This window comes from Paenibacillus radicibacter (genome assembly GCF_024721995.1).
In the GTDB taxonomy this organism is placed as follows: domain Bacteria; phylum Bacillota; class Bacilli; order Paenibacillales; family NBRC-103111; genus Paenibacillus_AM; species Paenibacillus_AM radicibacter.
This window is the reverse complement of the sequence record NZ_JANQBC010000001.1, coordinates 749,425-768,970: the sequence shown is the minus strand read 5'-3', so window position 1 is coordinate 768,970 and position 19,546 is coordinate 749,425. Positions and strand designations below refer to the sequence as shown.

The 19,546-nt window shown below is 45.9% G+C and carries 20 protein-coding genes; 19 read left to right on the top strand and 1 reads right to left on the bottom strand.

Annotated elements, in window-relative coordinates; genetic code table 11:
- The first annotated feature begins 541 nt into the window (after positions 1-541).
- From NV379_RS03935 to coaD, 4 genes are all read left to right on the top strand, one after another.
- Positions 542-808, top strand: coding sequence for a YqkE family protein (locus NV379_RS03935; protein WP_258205956.1), 267 nt, complete (start codon positions 542-544; stop codon positions 806-808).
- Positions 809-896: 88 nt separating this feature from the next.
- On the top strand, positions 897-1,010 hold the full coding sequence (locus NV379_RS03930; protein ID WP_258205955.1) for a sporulation protein YjcZ: 114 nt from the start codon (positions 897-899) through the stop codon (positions 1,008-1,010).
- 388 nt (positions 1,011-1,398) lie between these two features.
- Positions 1,399-1,974 carry a 16S rRNA (guanine(966)-N(2))-methyltransferase RsmD gene (gene rsmD, locus NV379_RS03925; protein WP_258205954.1) on the top strand — a complete coding sequence of 192 codons (576 nt, stop codon included), beginning with the start codon at positions 1,399-1,401 and terminating at the stop codon, positions 1,972-1,974.
- Between the two features lie 10 nt (positions 1,975-1,984).
- Positions 1,985-2,500, top strand: a complete 516-nt coding sequence (coaD, locus tag NV379_RS03920) for a pantetheine-phosphate adenylyltransferase (protein WP_258205953.1) — start codon at positions 1,985-1,987, stop codon at positions 2,498-2,500.
- On the opposite strand, the gene NV379_RS03915 is transcribed toward coaD, so the two are convergent.
- Positions 2,497-3,864: a sporulation protein gene (locus NV379_RS03915; protein ID WP_258205952.1), complete on the bottom strand. Its 1,368-nt coding sequence runs from the start codon at positions 3,862-3,864 to the stop codon at positions 2,497-2,499. The genes coaD and NV379_RS03915 overlap by 4 nt on opposite strands.
- A gap of 130 nt (positions 3,865-3,994) precedes the next feature.
- Between NV379_RS03915 and NV379_RS03910 the strand changes: the two genes are divergently transcribed.
- The 15 genes from NV379_RS03910 to smc all read left to right on the top strand — a co-directional run bounded on the left by NV379_RS03910 (position 3,995) and on the right by smc (position 19,507).
- Positions 3,995-5,188 carry a YlbL family protein gene (locus tag NV379_RS03910; RefSeq protein WP_258205951.1) on the top strand — a complete coding sequence of 398 codons (1,194 nt, stop codon included), beginning with the start codon at positions 3,995-3,997 and terminating at the stop codon, positions 5,186-5,188.
- Between the two features lie 78 nt (positions 5,189-5,266).
- Positions 5,267-5,773: a YceD family protein gene (locus NV379_RS03905; protein ID WP_258205950.1), complete on the top strand. Its 507-nt coding sequence runs from the start codon at positions 5,267-5,269 to the stop codon at positions 5,771-5,773.
- A gap of 50 nt (positions 5,774-5,823) precedes the next feature.
- A complete protein-coding gene (gene rpmF / locus NV379_RS03900) occupies positions 5,824-5,997 on the top strand; it encodes a 50S ribosomal protein L32 (protein ID WP_258205949.1) in 174 nt (57 codons plus the stop codon).
- 183 nt (positions 5,998-6,180) lie between these two features.
- Positions 6,181-6,747, top strand: a complete 567-nt coding sequence (gene fapR / locus NV379_RS03895) for a transcription factor FapR (RefSeq protein ID WP_258205948.1) — start codon at positions 6,181-6,183, stop codon at positions 6,745-6,747.
- On the top strand, positions 6,744-7,211 hold the full coding sequence (locus NV379_RS03890; protein ID WP_258205947.1) for a molybdenum cofactor biosynthesis protein MoaE: 468 nt from the start codon (positions 6,744-6,746) through the stop codon (positions 7,209-7,211). The genes fapR and NV379_RS03890 overlap by 4 nt, the downstream gene beginning before the upstream one ends.
- Positions 7,208-7,441: a molybdopterin converting factor subunit 1 gene (gene moaD / locus NV379_RS03885; protein ID WP_258205946.1), complete on the top strand. Its 234-nt coding sequence runs from the start codon at positions 7,208-7,210 to the stop codon at positions 7,439-7,441. Before NV379_RS03890 ends, moaD begins: the two co-directional genes overlap by 4 nt.
- A gap of 90 nt (positions 7,442-7,531) precedes the next feature.
- Complete coding sequence (gene plsX / locus NV379_RS03880) at positions 7,532-8,518, top strand: phosphate acyltransferase PlsX (protein WP_258205945.1); 987 nt, start codon at positions 7,532-7,534, stop codon at positions 8,516-8,518.
- Between the two features lie 8 nt (positions 8,519-8,526).
- Complete coding sequence (locus tag NV379_RS03875; RefSeq protein ID WP_258206209.1) at positions 8,527-9,513, top strand: beta-ketoacyl-ACP synthase III; 987 nt, start codon at positions 8,527-8,529, stop codon at positions 9,511-9,513.
- A gap of 17 nt (positions 9,514-9,530) precedes the next feature.
- The gene (fabD, locus tag NV379_RS03870) at positions 9,531-10,466 is read left to right on the top strand and encodes an ACP S-malonyltransferase (protein ID WP_258205944.1); all 936 of its coding nucleotides are present in this window, start codon (positions 9,531-9,533) and stop codon (positions 10,464-10,466) included.
- 35 nt (positions 10,467-10,501) lie between these two features.
- On the top strand, positions 10,502-11,242 hold the full coding sequence (gene fabG, locus NV379_RS03865; RefSeq protein WP_258205943.1) for a 3-oxoacyl-[acyl-carrier-protein] reductase: 741 nt from the start codon (positions 10,502-10,504) through the stop codon (positions 11,240-11,242).
- Positions 11,243-11,315: 73 nt separating this feature from the next.
- Positions 11,316-11,549, top strand: coding sequence for an acyl carrier protein (gene acpP, locus NV379_RS03860; protein WP_258205942.1), 234 nt, complete (start codon positions 11,316-11,318; stop codon positions 11,547-11,549).
- 102 nt (positions 11,550-11,651) lie between these two features.
- Entirely contained in the window at positions 11,652-12,890 is a 1,239-nt protein-coding gene (gene fabF, locus NV379_RS03855; RefSeq protein ID WP_258205941.1) for a beta-ketoacyl-ACP synthase II, read from the top strand.
- A 63-nt stretch (positions 12,891-12,953) separates the two neighbouring features.
- Complete coding sequence (gene rnc / locus NV379_RS03850) at positions 12,954-13,658, top strand: ribonuclease III (protein WP_258205940.1); 705 nt, start codon at positions 12,954-12,956, stop codon at positions 13,656-13,658.
- Positions 13,659-13,754: 96 nt separating this feature from the next.
- A complete protein-coding gene (locus NV379_RS03845) occupies positions 13,755-15,860 on the top strand; it encodes a stalk domain-containing protein (protein WP_258205939.1) in 2,106 nt (701 codons plus the stop codon).
- 71 nt (positions 15,861-15,931) lie between these two features.
- Positions 15,932-19,507 (top strand): chromosome segregation protein SMC, encoded by a 3,576-nt coding sequence (gene smc, locus NV379_RS03840; protein ID WP_258205938.1) that lies wholly within the window; start codon positions 15,932-15,934, stop codon positions 19,505-19,507.
- The last annotated feature ends 39 nt before the right edge of the window (positions 19,508-19,546 follow it).

Sequence of the window (19,546 nt, the reverse complement as noted above, 5' to 3'; positions counted from 1 at the left end):
TGCTACGTTAACAGCATAGGAAATGGAGTCGTTCTTTGTTGAGAATGGCTCCTATTTGTTATTCAAAGATACCAGAAACTCAGACATTCATCGGTTCTTTCACGATTCGTTCAGCGTTCATCCTGAAGAGCGCGGTACACTTTAGACAGCCCCTTTTCGATAGCCGTACGTTCTTCTTCGTCCAAGACGCTGAGAAAATAGTTCGATATCCCATCCGCATAGGTTGGCCAGGTGGCGAGAAACGCTTTTTTGCCTTCTCGTGTTAATACTGCGAAAGCCCCCCGACGATCTTCTTCCGTTCTTTCTCTCGTAACAAATCCTTAACGGATCGAAACGATCTATATGGAGGGCATGGATACAAACAAGGATGCAGCTCCAGGGAAAAAGGAAAGAGTGATCAATCAAGCGATAGAGATCGCCAGAACACTGTAATAATTGTTTATACGATGTGATCATCCTACTTGGCGCGTTAGCAAACCAGATTAAGGCGGTTCGTGGTATAATGGATGTATTCGATTAAAGTTTTCATGAGGTGATAGACATGGCAAAGAAACAAAGACACCAAGCTACGAGCACGAAACCGGCTGCACAAGACCAGCCTTCCACACTGAAAGATATGCTTCGTTCGGATGTACTGGAGAAGCTTCAAGCGGCTTCCAAGGGTCTTAAAGATGCTGAAGATCAACGTAAAGCTGAAGTTCGTGAGAAGGCAGAAGTCGAGCGCAAAGCAGAGCAGAAGCGTCTGGATAATGATTTTGGACACTTGCTCGAGAACAGCAAATTAGATTGGAAAAAATATAAAAAATAATCCATCGCTCAACCCCGTATAAACGTCCAAGCAACGAATCATGAAATTCATATGATACCGATAGCTGGACCGAGAGGGGGATGAAACCATGGGTGAAGTAGTTGGTTGGGGTGGTGGAGGCTTTACTTCCACAGGTTCAATTCTTGTGTTATTTATTCTTTTAGTTATTATCTCTTGCACGGTTTGTGGAAATTTCTTCTAAATATAAAAACATGCAGCGAACCCTTAAAGCCACCTCTATCTTAATAGAGGTGGTTTTTTTCCAACTTGTGCCATCTGAACATGACAATAAACAGATAAAAACCCTCGTTAGATAAGCTAACAAGGGCTTTTATCTGGGACCCTCTTACGAGAGTCCCTTCATGGGAGAGGAGAAACCGGACGAAGAGCTTATGGGGAAACGTAAGTCTTCTCCGCGGTTGTCTACGACACTTTTGATGTCGATGATAGTAGGATTGACGATTTGGGATGAATATATACGCGCACAAAGTTAAATATTTTAAAGGAAACATATTTATGGTTTTGTGCAATTTAAGCGTAATGTGTTACGATAGCATGGAATAAATGCTTATAACAGGAGTCGAACATTCGTGAGAGTCATTTCAGGTAAGGCTAGAGGTAGATCATTACAAGCGGTTTCGGGCATGAAGACACGCCCAACGACAGATAAGGTAAAAGAAGCTATTTTCTCGATGATTGGTCCTTATTTTGACGGCGGCATGGTGCTTGATTTGTTTGCAGGTACAGGTGGACTCGGGATCGAGGCACTTAGTCGCGGTGTGGACAAGGCGATCTTTATCGACATGGATAAGAAAAGTATAGATACGGTCGTACATAATTTGGACGTGACGAAATTACGCGATCAAGCGGAAGTTTATCGCAATGATGCGAATCGTGCCATTAAATTGCTTGCGAAGCGTGGAGTTAAGTTTGACTATGTGTTCTTGGACCCGCCGTATCGATTGAAAATAATTGAAGAATTGCTGACGCTTCTTGAAGAAGGAGAGCTATTTGCAGAGGACGCTGTTATCGTCGTGGAGACGGATTCAGCTGATGAGTTGCCGAAGACGATCGGAGGCTGTGTTTGGGAGCGTCGTACGGAGTATGGTGAGATTGCTGTAAGTATTTATAATTATAATCATATAGATTCATCCCATAAGGAGTGAATGTAATACCATGGAACAATCCGTGAAAAATATGAGGGTTGCGGTATATCCAGGAAGCTTTGACCCCGTAACGAACGGGCATTTGGACATTATTCATCGTGCTGCAAAAGTGTTTGATAAGCTAATCGTTGCTGTGCTTAACAATACGTCGAAAAATCCACTCTTTTCATTAGAAGAACGGATGGAATTGCTTCGCCTTGCGACCAAAGATTTGCCGAATATTGAGATTGATGGATTCCGTGATTTACTCGTCAATTATATGAGAGATCGTCAAGCCTACGTCGTTGTAAGAGGCTTGCGTGCAGTATCTGATTTTGAGTATGAGCTGCAAATGGCTTCGACGAACCGTAAATTAAGTGATGAAGTAGAGACATTCTTTATGACGTCAACACCGCAATATTCGTATTTAAGCTCATCGATCGTACGTGAAATTGCTAAATTCCACGGTCCGATCTCAGAGCTCGTACCGCCAGAAGTAGAGGAAGCGCTTCGTGTGAAGTATCCTACTTCGCTCGGCAAAAGCTAACTACGCTTCGCAAGGCGCATAGCTGCGCGTAGAACCCAAGATATGCAGCAGATGACGGCTAAGGTTAACGCAAGCGTTACCGCCATCTGCTGCATCATCGGCCACATGCCATAGGCTGTGGCCTGTTCGTGCGCGGCGCTCGAGCCTGCCGCCGCGTCGAAGAAGCTGGGCTGGCTGCCACCGCCCAGCGCAAGCCACGGTCGCCAGAGGGCGACCGTAAGACCCGCCGCCAGCACGCTGTGTAGCAGGCGGAAGCGTAGAAACGGACCGTACCGGAGGTCCGTTTCTTGCGTGAGCGCGCGCACCTGCGCGTGCGCGGAGAGGCCGCCCCAGCCGAGCACGGAGGCGGCGCCAGCGACCTGCCACATCAGAGGCAGGCCGCTCTGGCTCCACGCGTACGCGCCCAGATGCGGCTCAAGGAAGCCGCTCAAGAGGGCACGTACCGCTGCGCTCGCTGATGCCGCAACGTCGTGCGGCATGACCACACCAAGCAGCGAAGTTAGACCCGCTGCTACACCTGTCATCGTTAGCGCATGCAGCAGAACAGAGAACATCAAGATATAGCCACCAATCACCATCAGATTGCCCACAGAGCTCGTCACAGAGTCGCCGAGCAGCTTTCCGAAGGAACGTCCATCTCTTACATGGGCAGCCTTCATAGCGGCCAAGGGAGAGCTCCTACGGCTGTGAGCATTCAGTCTTTCCGACTGTTGATTTTCTTTTGCAACGACAAGACGTTCTTCATTTCCATTACGTTCACTAATCGCCTCATGTGATTTCCCCTCAACACCCACGTTGAGTTGCCCAACTCCACATGGCTTCTCCTTCTTACGACCCTCACGAAAATGCACAATCGCCGCCATGATCGCAGTTAAATAATGCACAGTAAGCAGCAATCCACCGATAGCAGGACTTGCAAAGAACGACACGCCGATCACAGTAAGCACCAGTGCTGGCGATGCAAGATGGGAGATTGCAAGGAGTCGTTCCCCCTCATGTTGTCCGATGAGATTCTCAGATCGCAGCTTGGCTGTTGCCTTTGCCCCAGTCGGAAATCCACTAATCGCTCCAACTGCAATTGCCCACCCGCTGACCCCTGGAAGACGAAGTGTCCAACGAAGAAGTGGATCTAAGAGTGTGCCGATCCCGTGAATAAGTCCCATACCGACCAGCAGTTCTGTTAGAATGAAATAAGGCAGTAATGCGGGGAATACATACTTCCACCACACTTGCAGCCCATTTAGCGAAGCTTGAAATGCTTGGTCTGGAAATGCGATAATAACAGCTACGCATGCAGCTGATGCAAGGCTTAGTAATAAGGTGCCACGTCTTGGCGTTACTATTTTTTCATTCCAAATTGACATCACGACCATCTCCATCACATTCATTCGTACATATTTACGCCCGAAAAAAATCGTTTAGACCAAGCCCTCGTTACATAATATAGAAGTACCTAAAAGCGTAGGGACAACTTTTATAGAGGAGAGATTATAGATGTCAGATCGGGAAGACCAGGAGCCGGCCATACCGGAGGATATACGTGAAGGGGCAGGCTATGAACCGAAGAAAGTGAAGAAGAAAACTTCGAATACACGGATCTTTACGTCCGTTATTATTGGAATCATATTGATTTATGTGCTCGTGTTTATTCGACTACCGTATGTCATTTATAAGCCGGGAACCGCAGAGCAGATAAAGCCAATGGTAACGGTACAAGGTGGAGCGGATGAGGAGAGAGGGGAGCTGATGCTCACGACAGTGCTTGTTGCAAGCACGAATGTGGTCAAGTATTTGGTTGCACTCGTTCACCCTTATCAAGAGCTGCATATGCGCAAAGATCTGTTTCAACCGGGTGAGTCTGAAGATGAATATGCCCATCGCCAGCAATATGTTATGATGTCTTCACAGAGCAGTGCGATTCAAGCTGCTTATAAAGCTGCGAAGGTGCCTTATCACATCTCGGGCGACGGCGTTATGACGATGCGGATCATTGACGGCATGCCTGCTGCATCTGTACTTCGAAGTGGCGATATCATTACGAAGATTAATGATCAGACGATTGGTTCTGCGGAGGATTTGCTTAAGTCGCTTGAAGGCAAGAAGGAAGGCGACACCGTGCAGGTTGTATACACACGTGAAGGTAAGCCGAATACAGCATCGATTGCACTTGGTATTTTGCCAGATGAGAACAACAACGCTGCCAAACCAAACGGGTCTCCAGTTCCAACGAGCACACCAACACCAGCTCCTAAGCGTGCAGGTCTTGGTATTACGAAGCTTGCCGATGTACAATCTGTGAAAGCAGATCAGCCTGAGAAGCAAGTGGAAGTGCATGCCGGAGAAATCGGTGGACCCTCTGCGGGTCTAATGTTCGCGCTTGAGATTTATAATCAACTCATGGCGGGAGATATTACCAAAGGACACCGGATCGCAGGAACGGGTACAATTACCGTTGATGGGCAAGTTGGACCGATTGGTGGGATTAAGCATAAAGTGGTTGCCGCTTCGCGTGAAGGAGCAGAAATCTTTTTTGCGCCGAAAGATTATGTGACAGCCAGCGGTCAGAAGGTGAACAATTACTCTGAGGCACTAGAGAGAGCCAAAGATATTGGAACTAAAATGAAAATTGTGCCGATTGGTACGATGGAAGATGCGCTCAAATACTTGGATAGTTTGTCCCAGCAATAATGGGTGTTTTGCATTATCAGGTTGACAAAGGGTTGAATAAGTCGATATAATTATTTTTGTTTGTTTGGAGTGATCGTCATGCTATTAAACATTAAAGAATTAGCCGCCCAGGAACAAGCGGTTCCAATTACAGGTCAAATTGACCTCTCTTCAACTTTGAAAGTTCGTAAAGATGTATTAACTTTCGGACCCTTACAGCTTAATCTTCATGCAAGTCATGTTGGTGGAGTTGTTAAAGTAGAAGGAACGATGGATTTGGAGCTCGAACAGAGCTGTTCACGTTGTTTAGGACCCGCAAAGCAAATTCTCCATATCCCTTTCCAAGAGCTGTTTACGCAGAAAAAGGAAGCGATAGAAGGTGTTGAGTCGGAAGACATTTACCTTGTATCCGAGGATAAGGTTGATTTATTGCCTTTTATCGTGGAAAATGTACTTGTTGAGCTGCCGTATGTACCTCTGTGTAAAACGGATTGCCTTGGCCTATGTCCCACTTGTGGACATGACCGTAACGAAGGCGAATGTGGTTGCAAAGAAGATAACATTGATCCCCGTTTAGCGGGACTAGCTGATTTTTTTAAGCAATGAAACCATGCACAACAACAGCAATGTGAATTTTATAAAGGAGGTGGGAAGAGATGGCAGTACCTCAGAGAAGAACATCTAAAACACGCCGCGACATGCGTCGTACTCACTTTAAATTAGCAGTTCCAGGAATGGTGAAATGTGAACAATGTGGAGAATTGAAAATTTCTCATCGTGTTTGCAAAACTTGCGGAACATACAAAGGCAGAGAAATCGTTAAGGCATAATATACTTATCGCCGGGAAAGATAGCACTTCATCATTAAGATGGGGTGCTATTTTTTTGCTTACTAAACTGTTTCTAGTTGTCTCTTAAACAAGCAAAGCTTTCCTTTTGGACACAATTTATATATACTACACTTTAGGATCAGGTAATAGAAGTTCCTTATACATCACAAGGGGGTGCTCCTGATGGCACGTCTTCCCAAGAGGCAAAGACAGCAAGAACTCCAACAAGCGATTGTGGATAATCCATTCATGACAGACGAAGAGTTAATGCGCCGCTTTGAAGTGAGCATCCAAACCGTTCGTCTGGATCGCCTAGAACTAGGCATTCCAGAATTGCGAGAGCGGATTAAGCAGATGGCGGAGTCTTATGATCAAGTTCGTTCTTTGCCGCTTAGCGAAATTATTGGTGAAGTGATTGATTTGCAGCTCGATAAGAGCGGAATCTCTATTTTTGAATTAAAAGAAGAACACGTTTTCTCGCGTACGCAGATTGCGCGGGGTCATCATATTTTCTCACAAGCCAATTCCCTTGCAGTTGCCGTTATTAATGATGAAATTGCGCTCACGGGATCAGCGAACATTCGCTTCATTCGTTCGGTAAGGCTCGGTGAGAAATGTATTGCAAAGGCTTACGTTCGTTCCATATCGAAGGGGAAAGCGAAAGTTGAAGTATTTACTTATGTGGGGGATGAGTTAGTGTTTGAAGGCACGTTCGTCATTGTACACTCAATGGGAGCTGTACCCTTATGATCGAGCTTTTCGGCATTACGACAGAGCCAATATCTATAGATGCTGTCTCGAAGGCTGTCATCCATCGCAACGCTGGAGCTGTGCTTACATTCACAGGGACCGTGCGTGAGATGACACAAGACAAGCAGACACTTTTTTTACAATATGAGGCCTATAAAGAGATGGCTGAGAATAAACTACGTCAGATTGGTGATGAGATCGCCGAGCGTTGGTCCGGTACGGTTACTTCGATCTGGCATCGAATTGGGCGCCTTGAGATTAGTGATATTGCGGTCGTAATCGCAGTTGCAACTGCCCATCGTGCAGAAGCTTATGAAGCGAATCGATATGCGATTGAGCGGATCAAAGAGATCGTGCCGATTTGGAAAAAAGAACATTGGTCCGATGGTGAGATGTGGATCGGAGATCAGTTAGGAACAACGCCATATCCAACTGGTAAACCAACTGGAGATGATCAAGGATGATTAAAGTGCTGCTGTTTGCTCGAATGAGGGAAGTTGTCGGCGATGCGCAAGTCTTGATTGATCAGGATCGGATGACGATTCAGGAATTGAAGCAACATATGAGTGAAAGATTTGGTTTGCAAGAACAAGAAGTTATGATGGTCGCCGTAAACGAAAAGTTTGCAGACGATCAGCAAGTGGTTAAGCGTGGAGAGGTTGTCGCTTTTATACCGCCAGTCAGTGGAGGATGATCTGCTAGAGCGGTGCGGTTTACATATTATTTTTTTTGACCATCGTTTTATAAGCATGATATGATGAGCTGTGGCTTAGGAGGCTAGAGTATGCGGATAGCAATAGACGTCATGGGTGGCGACCATGCGCCGCAGGCAATTGTCGAAGGTGCTTTGGCAGCGGCAAAAGAGTGGTCAGATGTGAATTTGATCTTGGTTGGAGATCGTGAGCAGATTCATGCGATTTCACCTACCCTTCCTGCAAATGTAACGATTGAACATACAGTAGAAGTCATTGGTCCTGATGATGAGCCTGTGAAAGCGGTTCGTCGCAAGAAGGATGCTTCCATGGTAATCGCGGGTAGACTAGTAAAAGAAGGAGCAGCGGAAGCGATGATTTCTGCTGGAAATACAGGGGCATTGCTTACAACTGGTTTACTTGTTGTTGGTCGTATCCCAGGTATTGAACGTCCAGCGCTTGCTCCAATGCTTCCGACTATAGATGGAAAAGGCGTACTTGCGCTTGATTTAGGCGCGAATATGGATGCTACACCCGAGCAGCTTAAGCAGTTTGCTGTAATGGGAAGTGTGTATCGTGAGAAAGTTCATGGCGTTGCAAAGCCGCGAGTTGGTTTGCTTAACGTCGGGACAGAAGCGATGAAGGGTAACGAGCTGACAAAGGCAGCTTTCCCAATCTTGGAACAAAGTCCGATTCATTTTGTAGGTAATATTGAGTCGAAGACGATTCTGCAAGGAACATGCGACGTGATTGTGTGTGACGGGTTTGCGGGTAACATTATGTTAAAAACGCTTGAAGGCGCAGCAGGAACATTGCTTTCCATGTTGAAGAAAGAATTCATGCGTTCTGCGTTTACAAAGCTTGCAGCACTCATTATGAAACCGGGATTATCCCAGTTTAAGAAGTTTGATTATAAAGAGCATGGAGCGGCTCCGCTGCTTGGAACGAATGGTCTAGTACTTAAAAGCCATGGATCATCCAACGCAGTTGCGATTAAGAATGCCGTACGTCAAGCTCGGATTGCGATCCAGAATGATTTAGTGGGAACTATTTCGAAGGAAATCGGTCAGGGGAAGTGAGAGAAATGATGCAGTTAACCCCAGTAGGGATATTAGGAACAGGTAAATATGTACCAGAGCGCGTACTTACGAATCAAGAGTTGGAATCGATGGTGGAGACGAATGACGAATGGATTGTATCGCGTACAGGAATTCGTGAACGTCGTATTGCAGCACCCGATCAAGCAACGTCTGATCTCGCGTATATCGCAGCACAAGAAGCGCTGAAGAATGCAGGAATCGGCCCGGAAGATTTGGATTTAATCGTTGTTGCAACGATTACGCCTGATATGTCCTTCCCATCGACATCTTGTATTTTACAAACGAAATTAGGTGCGAAGAAAGCAGCAGCTTTTGATATTTCCGCAGCTTGCTCTGGATTTATTTACGGACTTGCGAACGCTTCTAATTTTATTGCTACAGGTACTTATAAGTATGCACTTGTTATTGGTGCTGAATGCTTATCCAAGATTACAGATTATGAAGACCGTAACACATGCATTCTGTTCGGAGATGGTGCGGGTGCAGTTGTACTTGGCCCTACGACAGAAGGACGCGGCTTCCAATCGTTCGAGCTTGGCGCAGATGGTTCAGGCGGCGAACTGCTTAAGATTGAAGGTGGGGGCTCACGTTTCCCGTCTTCCATTGAGACCGTTAATGGTAAGAAGCATTACATTTATATGGCAGGCAGTGAAGTGTTCAAGTTCGCTGTACGTATCATGGGTAATGCAGCAGAGGAAGCACTTCGCAAAGCAGGCAAGACGAAAGAAGACATTGATCTTCTCGTTCCGCATCAAGCCAATACGCGTATCATCCATTCTGCACTCAATCGACTGAACTTGACAGAAGATAAGTGTATGATGAATTTAGATAAATATGGCAACATGTCGGCAGCGTCCATTCCTGTAGCATTAGCTGAAGCCGTTGAGAGCGGTCGTATTCAAGAAGGTAATTGCATTGTCCTTGTTGGATTTGGCGGCGGTCTTACTTGGGGCGCTTCGGTTATTAATTGGTAGAGGAGGATACTTGCCTAATGAGTAAAATTGCGTTTGTATTTCCGGGGCAAGGGTCCCAATCTGTAGGTATGGGAAAAGATTTGTATGCTTCCTTACCTGAGGCTAAAGCTTATTTCGACCGTGCAGATGATGCACTTGGAATTAAGTTGTCAGACCTGATGTTCGAAGGTCCTGAATCCGATCTTAAAATTACTTATAATACACAGCCTGCGCTTCTTACAATGAGCGTAGCTTGTCTAGAAGCTTTCAAAGCGAAAGGCATTACACCTGACTTTGTTGCAGGTCACAGCCTTGGTGAATACAGTGCGCTTGTCGCTGCTGGTGTGATGTCCTTTGAGGATGCGGTTCGCACCGTTCGCGCGCGTGGTGAATTCATGGAGCAAGCTGTACCAAGTGGTCAAGGTGCAATGGCAGCAACACTTGGCGCTGAGCGCCAAACACTCGCTGATCTTTGTGCAGACATTACAAGCAAGGGTGCTCTTGTTGAACTTGCAAACATCAACTGCCCAGGCCAGATCGTCGTATCCGGATCTAGCGAAGGTGTTGGCGAAGTTGTTGCTCGCGGCAAAGAAGCAGGTGCTAAGCGTGTGATTCCACTTGAAGTAAGTGGTCCATTCCATTCTTCTTTAATGAAGCCAGCTGCAGAGCGACTCGCTGAAACATTACGTGGTGTATCCATGTCTGAGGCTGCTATTCCTGTGGTTGCGAACGTAACAGCAAATCCGGTGACTTCACCTGACGAAATTCGCAATTTGCTTGTTGAGCAAGTGTACTCCCCAGTTCTTTGGGAAGATACAATTACTTACCTTGCTGCACAAGGTGTAGATACGTTTATTGAGCTTGGTTCTGGTTCTGTTCTAGCAGGACTGATCAAGAAAGTCGATCGTTCTTTGAAAACAGTATCGATTAACTCACTTGAAGCTGTGGTGAAATTCGCAGCTGAACAAGAATAGCACGTATCTTGACGTGCATGGAGGAGATAAATCAAATGCTTACAGGTAAATCCGTATTAGTAACAGGTGCATCTCGCGGTATTGGACGAGCAATCGCGCTCTCAATGGCAGAAGCAGGTGCTGATATTGCGGTGAACTTTGCAGGTAATGAAGCTGCGGCTAGCGAAGTTGTACAAGCGATTGAAGCGATGGGACGCAAAGCGATTAAGATTCGTGCGAATGTTGGATCTGTTGCTGAAGTAGATGCAATGGTGAAAGAAACAATCGAAGCTTTCGGCAAGATTGATATTCTCGTGAATAATGCAGGTATTACGCGTGACAATCTAATTATGCGTATGAAAGAAGAAGAATTTGACGATGTGATCACGACGAACCTCAAAGGGGTGTTTAACTGCATCAAAGCAGTAACACGTCCGATGATGAAACAACGTTATGGCCGCATTATTAATATAACATCTGTTGTTGGTGTACTTGGCAATGCGGGACAGGCTAACTATGTAGCAGCTAAAGCTGGTGTAATTGGTTTGACGAAATCAGCAGCTAGAGAATTGTCCTCTCGCGGTATTACAGTAAATGCTGTAGCACCAGGCTTCATTGATACGGATATGACGGATCAATTGCCAGAGGAAATTCGCACGACGATGCTGGGTCAAATCCCACTAGCTCGCTTTGGTCAGCCTGACGATATTGCCAAGACAGTCCGCTTCTTAGCATCTGATGATGCATCCTATATGACAGGTCAAACCCTGCATGTAGACGGCGGCATGTACATGTAATTCAAGGGTGAACACTTACGCTCTGGAATTTTGATGTAAAGTTATATATAATACCAAGGAGGAGGTGAACCGGATGTCCGACGTATTAGATCGCGTTAAGCGTATTATCATTGATCGTCTAGGGGTAGACGAGGCAGAAGTTACCCTCGAAGCATCTTTTAAAGATGATTTAGGCGCTGATTCTCTTGATGTAGTTGAATTGGTGATGGAACTTGAAGATGAATTTGATTTGGAAATTTCCGATGAAGATGCGGAAAAGATTACTACAGTAGGTCAAGTTGTAGACCACATTAAATCTCATACCTAAGAGTTACGAGTCCCGTTCTTAACAAAACGGGACTTCTCCTCATTATAAGAAACTTTACTAGTCTGAAATATAAACACGGTTAATCATATAGAGGTGGTCAAAATGAAACGAGTCGTCATTACGGGTTTAGGTGTTATCACCTCACTTGGTAAAGAGGTTGAAACGTTTTGGGGTAATCTATTAGATGGAAAGTCTGGTGTTTCACTTGTTGAAGCATTCGATGTGAGTGAGTATACGACACGCATTGGGGCTTCCATTAAAGACTTTAACCCTGAGGATTATAACATCGATCGTCGTGAAGCGCGTCGTATGGATCGCTTTGTTCAGTTCGCAGTTGCTGCAACAGACAGAGCGATGAAAGATGCGAAGCTTGACGTTAGAGAGCTTGCAGATCCTGAGAGAGTCGGCGTTTCCGTTGGTTCTGGTATCGGTGGTTTGCAGACTTGGGAAGAACAACATAAGATCTTGCTTGAAAAAGGACCGAAACGCGTTTCGCCATTTTTCATTCCGATGATGATCGCGAATATGGCTTCAGGCCAAATCTCGATGATTACCGGAGCGAAAGGGCCGAATACGACTTCCGTAACGGCTTGTGCGACGGGGACTCACTCCATCGGTGACTCTTTCAAACTTATCAAACACGGTGAAGCAGATGTTATGATCTGCGGCGGAGCGGAAGCGACGATTTCACCAACAGGCATGGCTGGATTCTGTGCACTTCGTGCGATGTCTACTCGCAATGAAGAGCCGGAGAGAGCAAGCCGTCCATTCGATACAGATCGTGATGGATTCGTAATGGGTGAGGGTGCAGGGATTCTAGTTCTAGAAGAACTAGAGCACGCTAAAGCTCGCGGTGCACACATCTATGCGGAAGTGATCGGTTATGGTATGAGCGGTGATGCTCATCACATGACAGAACCAGATCCAGATGGTGCAGCACGTTGTATGATCAAAGCGATCAAAGATGCTGGAATTTCTCCAACTGAGATTGATTATATCAACGCTCATGGAACTTCCACACCAGTTGGTGATAAATCGGAAACGATTGCAATTAAGAAAGCATTAGGCGATCACGCCTATAAAGTAGCAGTTAGCTCAACAAAATCGATGACAGGTCATTTGCTTGGAGCAGCTGGCGGGGTAGAGGCAGTCATTTGTGGTTTGACAATTGAGAACGGTATTATTCCACCGACAATCAACTTGGAGAACCAAGATCCTGAATGTGATCTTGACTATGTGCCTAACCATCCGCGTAAAGCTGAAGTCAAAGTTGCAATGTCGAACTCATTTGGTTTTGGTGGACATAACGCAACCATTGTACTTAAAAAATTCGAAGAGTAAATGCCATTTAGCCATTGACCAAAGCTAGCATAATGTCAGTCTCATGGGGTGGTGAATTGCATCATGAATCGGAATTTAAAGCACTTACAATCGGAGCTTGGAATTCATTTTCGTAATGGTGATTTGTTAAAACAAGCTTTTACACATTCGTCCTACGTGAATGAACATCGGATTGCGGGACATCGAGACAATGAGCGGTTAGAGTTTCTTGGGGATGCTGTCCTCGAACTATCTGTCTCGGAGTACTTATATGAAACGTATCCCGATCGTTCAGAAGGAGAATTGACGAAGCTGAGAGCCTCCATCGTATGTGAACCATCACTTGTTACTTTCGCTGAGAAGTTGAATTTTGGAGCCTTTGTCCTACTAGGTAAAGGTGAAGAGTTAACAGGTGGGCGTACGCGTCCATCTCTCTTAGCGGATGTATTCGAGTCGTTTGTTGGTGCATTGTACTTGGATCAAGGTTTGCTTGCTGCAAGTTCCTTTTTACGGAAACATGTATTCGGGCATATCCCAACTGCAGGCAAACATCTCATCATCGATTACAAAACTTTTTTACAAGAACATACCCAGCAGCATAGTATGGGAACGCTGGAATATCGGATTGTGGATGAGCGGGGACCTGCTCACGAGAAGCAATTCGTGGCAGAGGTGCACATGGACGGCGCAATGTTAGGTCAAGGCTTAGGCCGATCTAAGAAAGAAGCAGAACAAGGTGCAGCGGCGCAAGCGTTAGAAAAGTTAGATGTCAGTATTGAAATTAAATAATGGCTAACGAGCTGGACATACAGCTGCATGAATCGACTTCAGTATCACTATGAAGTCGATTTTTTTTTTTTTTTAAGTGGATAAGGGGTGGGGGAAATGACTTTGGTATTCAAAAAAATAAGTACATATGCAATCGCATTTATGTTGGTATTCGTTTCTTTGTTGGGAGGAACTGCTGAAGCGAGGACAGAGAAAGCGCCGATTGTTATTGATCAGCAATTAGATAAAATTATTCGTAAAGAGATTTATAAGCCTACGGGGACACTTGTTAAAGCAGATTTGCTAAAACTTAAGGTGCTGCAAATTCCGGAGCAAGCGAAAGTAGTTAGCTTAGAAGGTTTGCAGTATGCGACGAATTTAAGAGCGCTTATTGTGGAAGGAAATCAAATTACGAGTCTTGAGCCGCTTACGAATTTGATTAAACTTAGCAGTGTTGTATTGGATCGTAATCAGATTCTTGATATTACGCCGCTAACAGGACTAAAGAACTTGCAATATGTATGGCTGGATCATAATCAAGTGAGTGATCTTTCGCCTATTGCTTCGCATAAACAGATTGCTGAATTGTCGGTTTCTGGTAATCCGTTAAATGAAGCATCCCTTCAAATCGTCAAAGGTTTTGAAGAACAAGGAGTCATAGTGAAGAATGAACAAGTTGATCCTGAATCAGAAACATCAGGGGAAGGACAAGCTGAGAAGCCTTGGTCTGTGTACTTTGGAAACAGCTTGATTTATTCGGGGGCTGTACCAGAGATGCGCAAGTCCGTCATGATGGTACCTCTTCGTCCGCTGGCTGAAGCACTGCATATGACGATGGATTGGGATGAAGAGAAGCAAGTGATTAAAGTCGCGCGTGAGCGTATTAAGATCGAATTACAGATTGATAATCCGAAAGCTACAGTTCAGGGAAAAGAAGTGACTTTGTTACAGGCACCTCGCTTAGTGGATGGAGATACGTTTATTCCACTGCAATTAATTACAGATGCAACTGAACATGAAATCAGTGTGAATGAAGAGCTTCAAGAGGTTGATATCCGATCTGGTTTTCGTTCGTATGTCAATGAGATGTTGCATTCTTATTTTTTGAAATATGAAGGAGCAACGAAAGATGGCAAGCCGCACGGCAAAGGTAAGTACATGTGGGAAGATAACAAAGTATGGTACGAAGGTGACTTTGTAGAAGGTAAAATGCAAGGTAGTGGCACGATGCATGATGTGTACAATCCAGATGCGTACTATATAGGAGCTTTCAAGAACGGACTTCCCGATGGGGATGGCAAGTATGTACATGCAGATGGTGGATATGATGTTGCGCATTACATCAATGGCAAGCAAGAAGGCCTAGTGAAATCTTATAATGCCAAGGGCGTTCTTGTGTTTGAAGGTCAATACAAGGATGATGTGACAGATGGCCAGGGTACGTATTATGCAGCAGATGGGTTTAAATTTGTGGGCAATTACAAGTCTGACGGTTCACTCACAGGTGAAGCGAAAATTTATCGTAAAGATGAACTTATATATGAAGGTAATTTTGCGGATCACTTCCGAAACGGGAAGGGCAAGCAGTATGTGGACGGCAAGGTGGAATATGAAGGAGATTTCTATCGCGATGTTCCGTATGGCTGGGGAGCTAGCTATGATGAGCGAGGCAAGAAGCAGTATGAAGGTGAAGTTGTGAATAGCTACTTTATCGGGCAGGGTACTTCTTACATGTCAAATGGCGATGTCTACACTGGTGAGCACTATATGGGGCAACCTGACGGCTACGGCGTATTGAATAATGCGGCAGGAAAGGTACTGAGTGAAGGGCAATTCCTAGCTGGTAGGTACGATCCGACTCCTGAGCAGACGAAGCAGACCGAAGCCTATGCGATTCAATCTTTGCAGAAGAAGTTAGACTATGGGGTTAGCAGTGGAAATGAAGATAAAGATGAGGATGAACTAGAATCCGACTCCAAGCCTGTGAATATGTATTTGGAGTTTGCAGATGAACAGGATTTCAGTAAGTTTAAGACTTTATCGGAAGCAGGTAAACGTAAACTGATTACATCTTTTGTGCAAGATCATTGGCAAGAACTCACCGATGTAAAGGATTGTCTGGTTGTACTTAAATTTGATGAGTTAACGTATGTCTCTGCTATTGTGAGTGAGCATGCAGATGCAGCTGCGGTGCAGTTTCAATATTTTCCAAGTGGACACTAGTACTAAAATGGTTTTAGTGGAGGACTCCAACCAGGGCGCGGGTTGTGTTACAATAGGGCTGAGGTGAGACCATGTTTTTGAAACGGATTGAATTGTCCGGCTTCAAGTCATTTGCAGATCGTACGGAGCTGGAATTTGTACAGGGTATTACAGCTGTAGTAGGTCCGAATGGGAGCGGGAAGAGTAATATATCCGACGGCATACGCTGGGTGCTCGGTGAACAAAGCGCAAGATCCTTGCGTGGTGGGAAGATGGAAGATGTCATCTTCGCGGGAAGTGACGCGCGTAAAGCGGTAAATTTCGGTGAAGTATCGCTAACACTGGATAATGCTTCGCAGACGTTGCCGCTTGATTATGGAGAGGTAACGGTTACGCGTCGTGTACATCGAAGTGGAGACAGTGAATATTTTATCAATAAACAGGCATGTCGTCTGAAAGATATAACGGAACTGTTCATGGATACAGGGATTGGTAAAGAAGCCTATTCCAGTATTGGACAAGGACGTATTGAAGAGATCTTAAGTACGAAGTCAGAGGATCGCCGTAACATCTTTGAAGAGGCTTCAGGGATTGTGAAATACAAGTCGCGTAAGAAAGAAGCGGAGAAGAAGCTGGCGGATACGGAGCAGAACTTGCTGCGGATTCATGACTTGGTGTCGGAACTAGATGCACAGGTAGAACCCTTGCGGAAGCAGTCAGTGAAGGCGATTCGATTTAAGGAACTCAAAGAAACACTCAAGAAGAGTGAAATTGCGCTCTATGTCCATGAGATTGAAGGTATTCATGCTTCTTGGGAAGAGGGTAGCCAGAAGCTCGTGGAATTGGGTAGGGAGCAAGAGAAGCTCTCTACGGTTGTGCAACTGCATGATGCACACTTGGAAGAGCATCGGCTAGCTGAACGTCGCTTGGAAGAAGAAGTGAATGCTTTGCAAGCGGACTTGCTTCGTCTAAGTGAAGAAGTCGAGAAGAGCGAAGGTTACGGTGAAGTGTTGCGGGAGCGTAAGAAGCATTTTGCCAGTAATCGTGAAACCTTACTCCAAAGTATCGCTACACAAGAGACGCGCATTGTAACTCGCCAGACGGAGCTTAAGGAGCAGCAAGATAAGCTGACGGTCGTTACACATGATCTTGGAGAACTGGAGAAGGTGCTGAAGGAAGAGGAAATTCGCTTGCTTGGTGTAAGCGGGGGACTTGGAACTGAGGCAGAAGAGACCTTGAAGACGGAGCTGCTTGAAATTATGAATGCCATTGCGGCAGCTCGTAATGATATACGCTACTCGGAGCAGCAGGTTGAAAGTTTAAACCGCCGATTGGAAAAGCTGGAAGAAGAGCGCCAGAAATGGTCGCAGCAGCAGGCGGAACTTGTTGAACGCAAACAGCAATTGGATCATGCGATTGAAGAAGCGACGAAAGCGCTGGATGATGTGCGTACGAAGTATATCGAAGCGACTCGTCAGCTTAGGGATAAAGAAAAGACAGCTGAAGAAGAGCAGGCGATTGCACGTAAAGCGGAAGGTCGGATGGATGCGCTCACTTCACGTCGGGATACGATGGTGGAATTGCAAGACGACTTTGACGGATTTATGCACGGGGTTAAAGAAGTACTTAAGGCCAAGCGCAGTAATAACCTTAGAGGGATTCGCGGGGCAATTGCTGAACTCGTTCGCGTACCAGCAGAAGTTGAGGTAGCGGTTGAGACAGCACTTGGCGGTGCCTTGCAAAATATCGTGGTGGAGACGGAGAAAGATGGTCGAAGTGCGATTGCATTCTTGAAGCAAAGACAGCTTGGACGTGCGACCTTCCTGCCGATGGATGTTATTCGCGGACGTTCGATCAATGATAATGAGCGCAGAGCGATGCAAGAAGGAGCAGGGTTTGTTGGAGTTGCGGTTGATCTCGTGAACTTTGATTCGGAATACGCAGCGATTATTGGCAGCTTACTCGGTAACGTAGTGATCGCAGAGTCGCTTGAAGACGCGAACCGTATTGCCGCTAAGGCTGGTTATCGTTATCGGGTTGTAACGCGCGAAGGCGATGTTGTGAATGCCGGCGGGTCGATGACAGGGGGTTCGCAGGCGAAGAAATCCGCGAATTTACTCGGTCGTAAGCGTCAGATTGAAGAGCTTGAGAAAGAGATTGTTCTCGCTGATGCGGAGCTCAAAGCATGCAAGCAGCGCGTTGTGAATGTGAAGGCAGAGATTGGTCAAGCAAATCGTGACTTGCAAGAGCTGCGCGATTTAAGTGAAACGAAGCGAATTGAGGAGCAGAGCCTTCTAAGCGAACGTAGTGCGCTCAATTCGGAAGCACGCTCCATTGATGAAGGCTTACTCGAAGATACACAAGACCGTGATACGCTTATTGCCGAGCGTGATGAACATATCGAGAAGAAAGAGCAAAGTGCGACTCAGCTTACTGAGCTTGAGAAAGTAGACGCGGAGCTCCAACAAAAGCTTCGTGATGCTGAACTAGCGCGTAAAGCAAGTGAATCCGCGAAGGAAGAATTGCAAGAGCATTTGACAGGGCTCAAAGTCAAAGTGGCTTCCACATCCCAAGCTAGACAAGGGATGCTCGCCGAGCAGAAGCGAATCGAGCATGAACTCACTCAGGTCCAGCGTGAGCTTGGAGATAGTCAGGAAAGCTTGCGTCAACTTGAAGAGAATGCGAAGACGAATGAAGAAGAATCGGTTACACAGCTTGAAGTATTGAATCAAGCGAAACTGCGCCGCAGTGAGTGTGCCGAGCAGATTGACTTCAAGCGTGCAGAGCGTGCAGATTGGTTGCGCAAGATTGAACAAGAAGAAAGCCATACGCGTGAGCAGCGTACAGCACTCAAAGAAATCGAAGCAACCCTGCATACAACGGAAGTTCGGGTTAACCGACTGGATGTGGAACTCGACAACTTGCTGAAGAAATTAAGCGAGGAATACGAACTTAGCTATGAACTGGCGAAGGAACGTTATCCGATTCCAGAGGATATCCCAGCAGCGCAATCCGAAGTGCGTGAAGTCAAGCGGGAGATTGCATCACTAGGCAGCGTCAATTTAGGTGCGATTGAAGAATACGAGCGCGTATATGAGCGTTACGACTTCTTATCTGCCCAGCAGAATGACTTGATCGAAGCGAAGACGACTTTGTATGGTGTTATTCGCGAGATGGATGAAGAGATGTCTAAGCGATTCAAGACGACATTCGATGCGATTCGATCACATTTTGGCACGGTATTCTCGAAGTTGTTTGGCGGCGGTCGGGCAGATCTCATTTTATCTGAACCAGACAACTTGCTTGAGACAGGTATCGAGATTGTGGCACAACCCCCAGGGAAGAAGCTGCAAAACTTGAGCTTGTTATCTGGTGGCGAGCGAGCACTTACGGCGATTGCGCTTCTGTTCTCCATCTTGCATGTGAAGCCTGTACCTTTCTGCGTACTGGATGAGGTTGAGGCGGCGCTGGATGAGGCGAACGTATCCCGATTTGCGGAATACCTTCGTGAATTTGCGGAATCCACGCAGTTTATCGTCGTGACACACCGCAAAGGAACGATGGAAGAAGCCGATGTACTCTATGGGGTAACGATGGAAGAGGGCGGCGTGTCCAAGCTCGTATCGGTTCGTCTGGAGGAAGAGGACAGCTTTATTTCAGCATCTTAAGGGATAATTGGAAGAAGTCAGTGCAGTAAGCTTAAACAT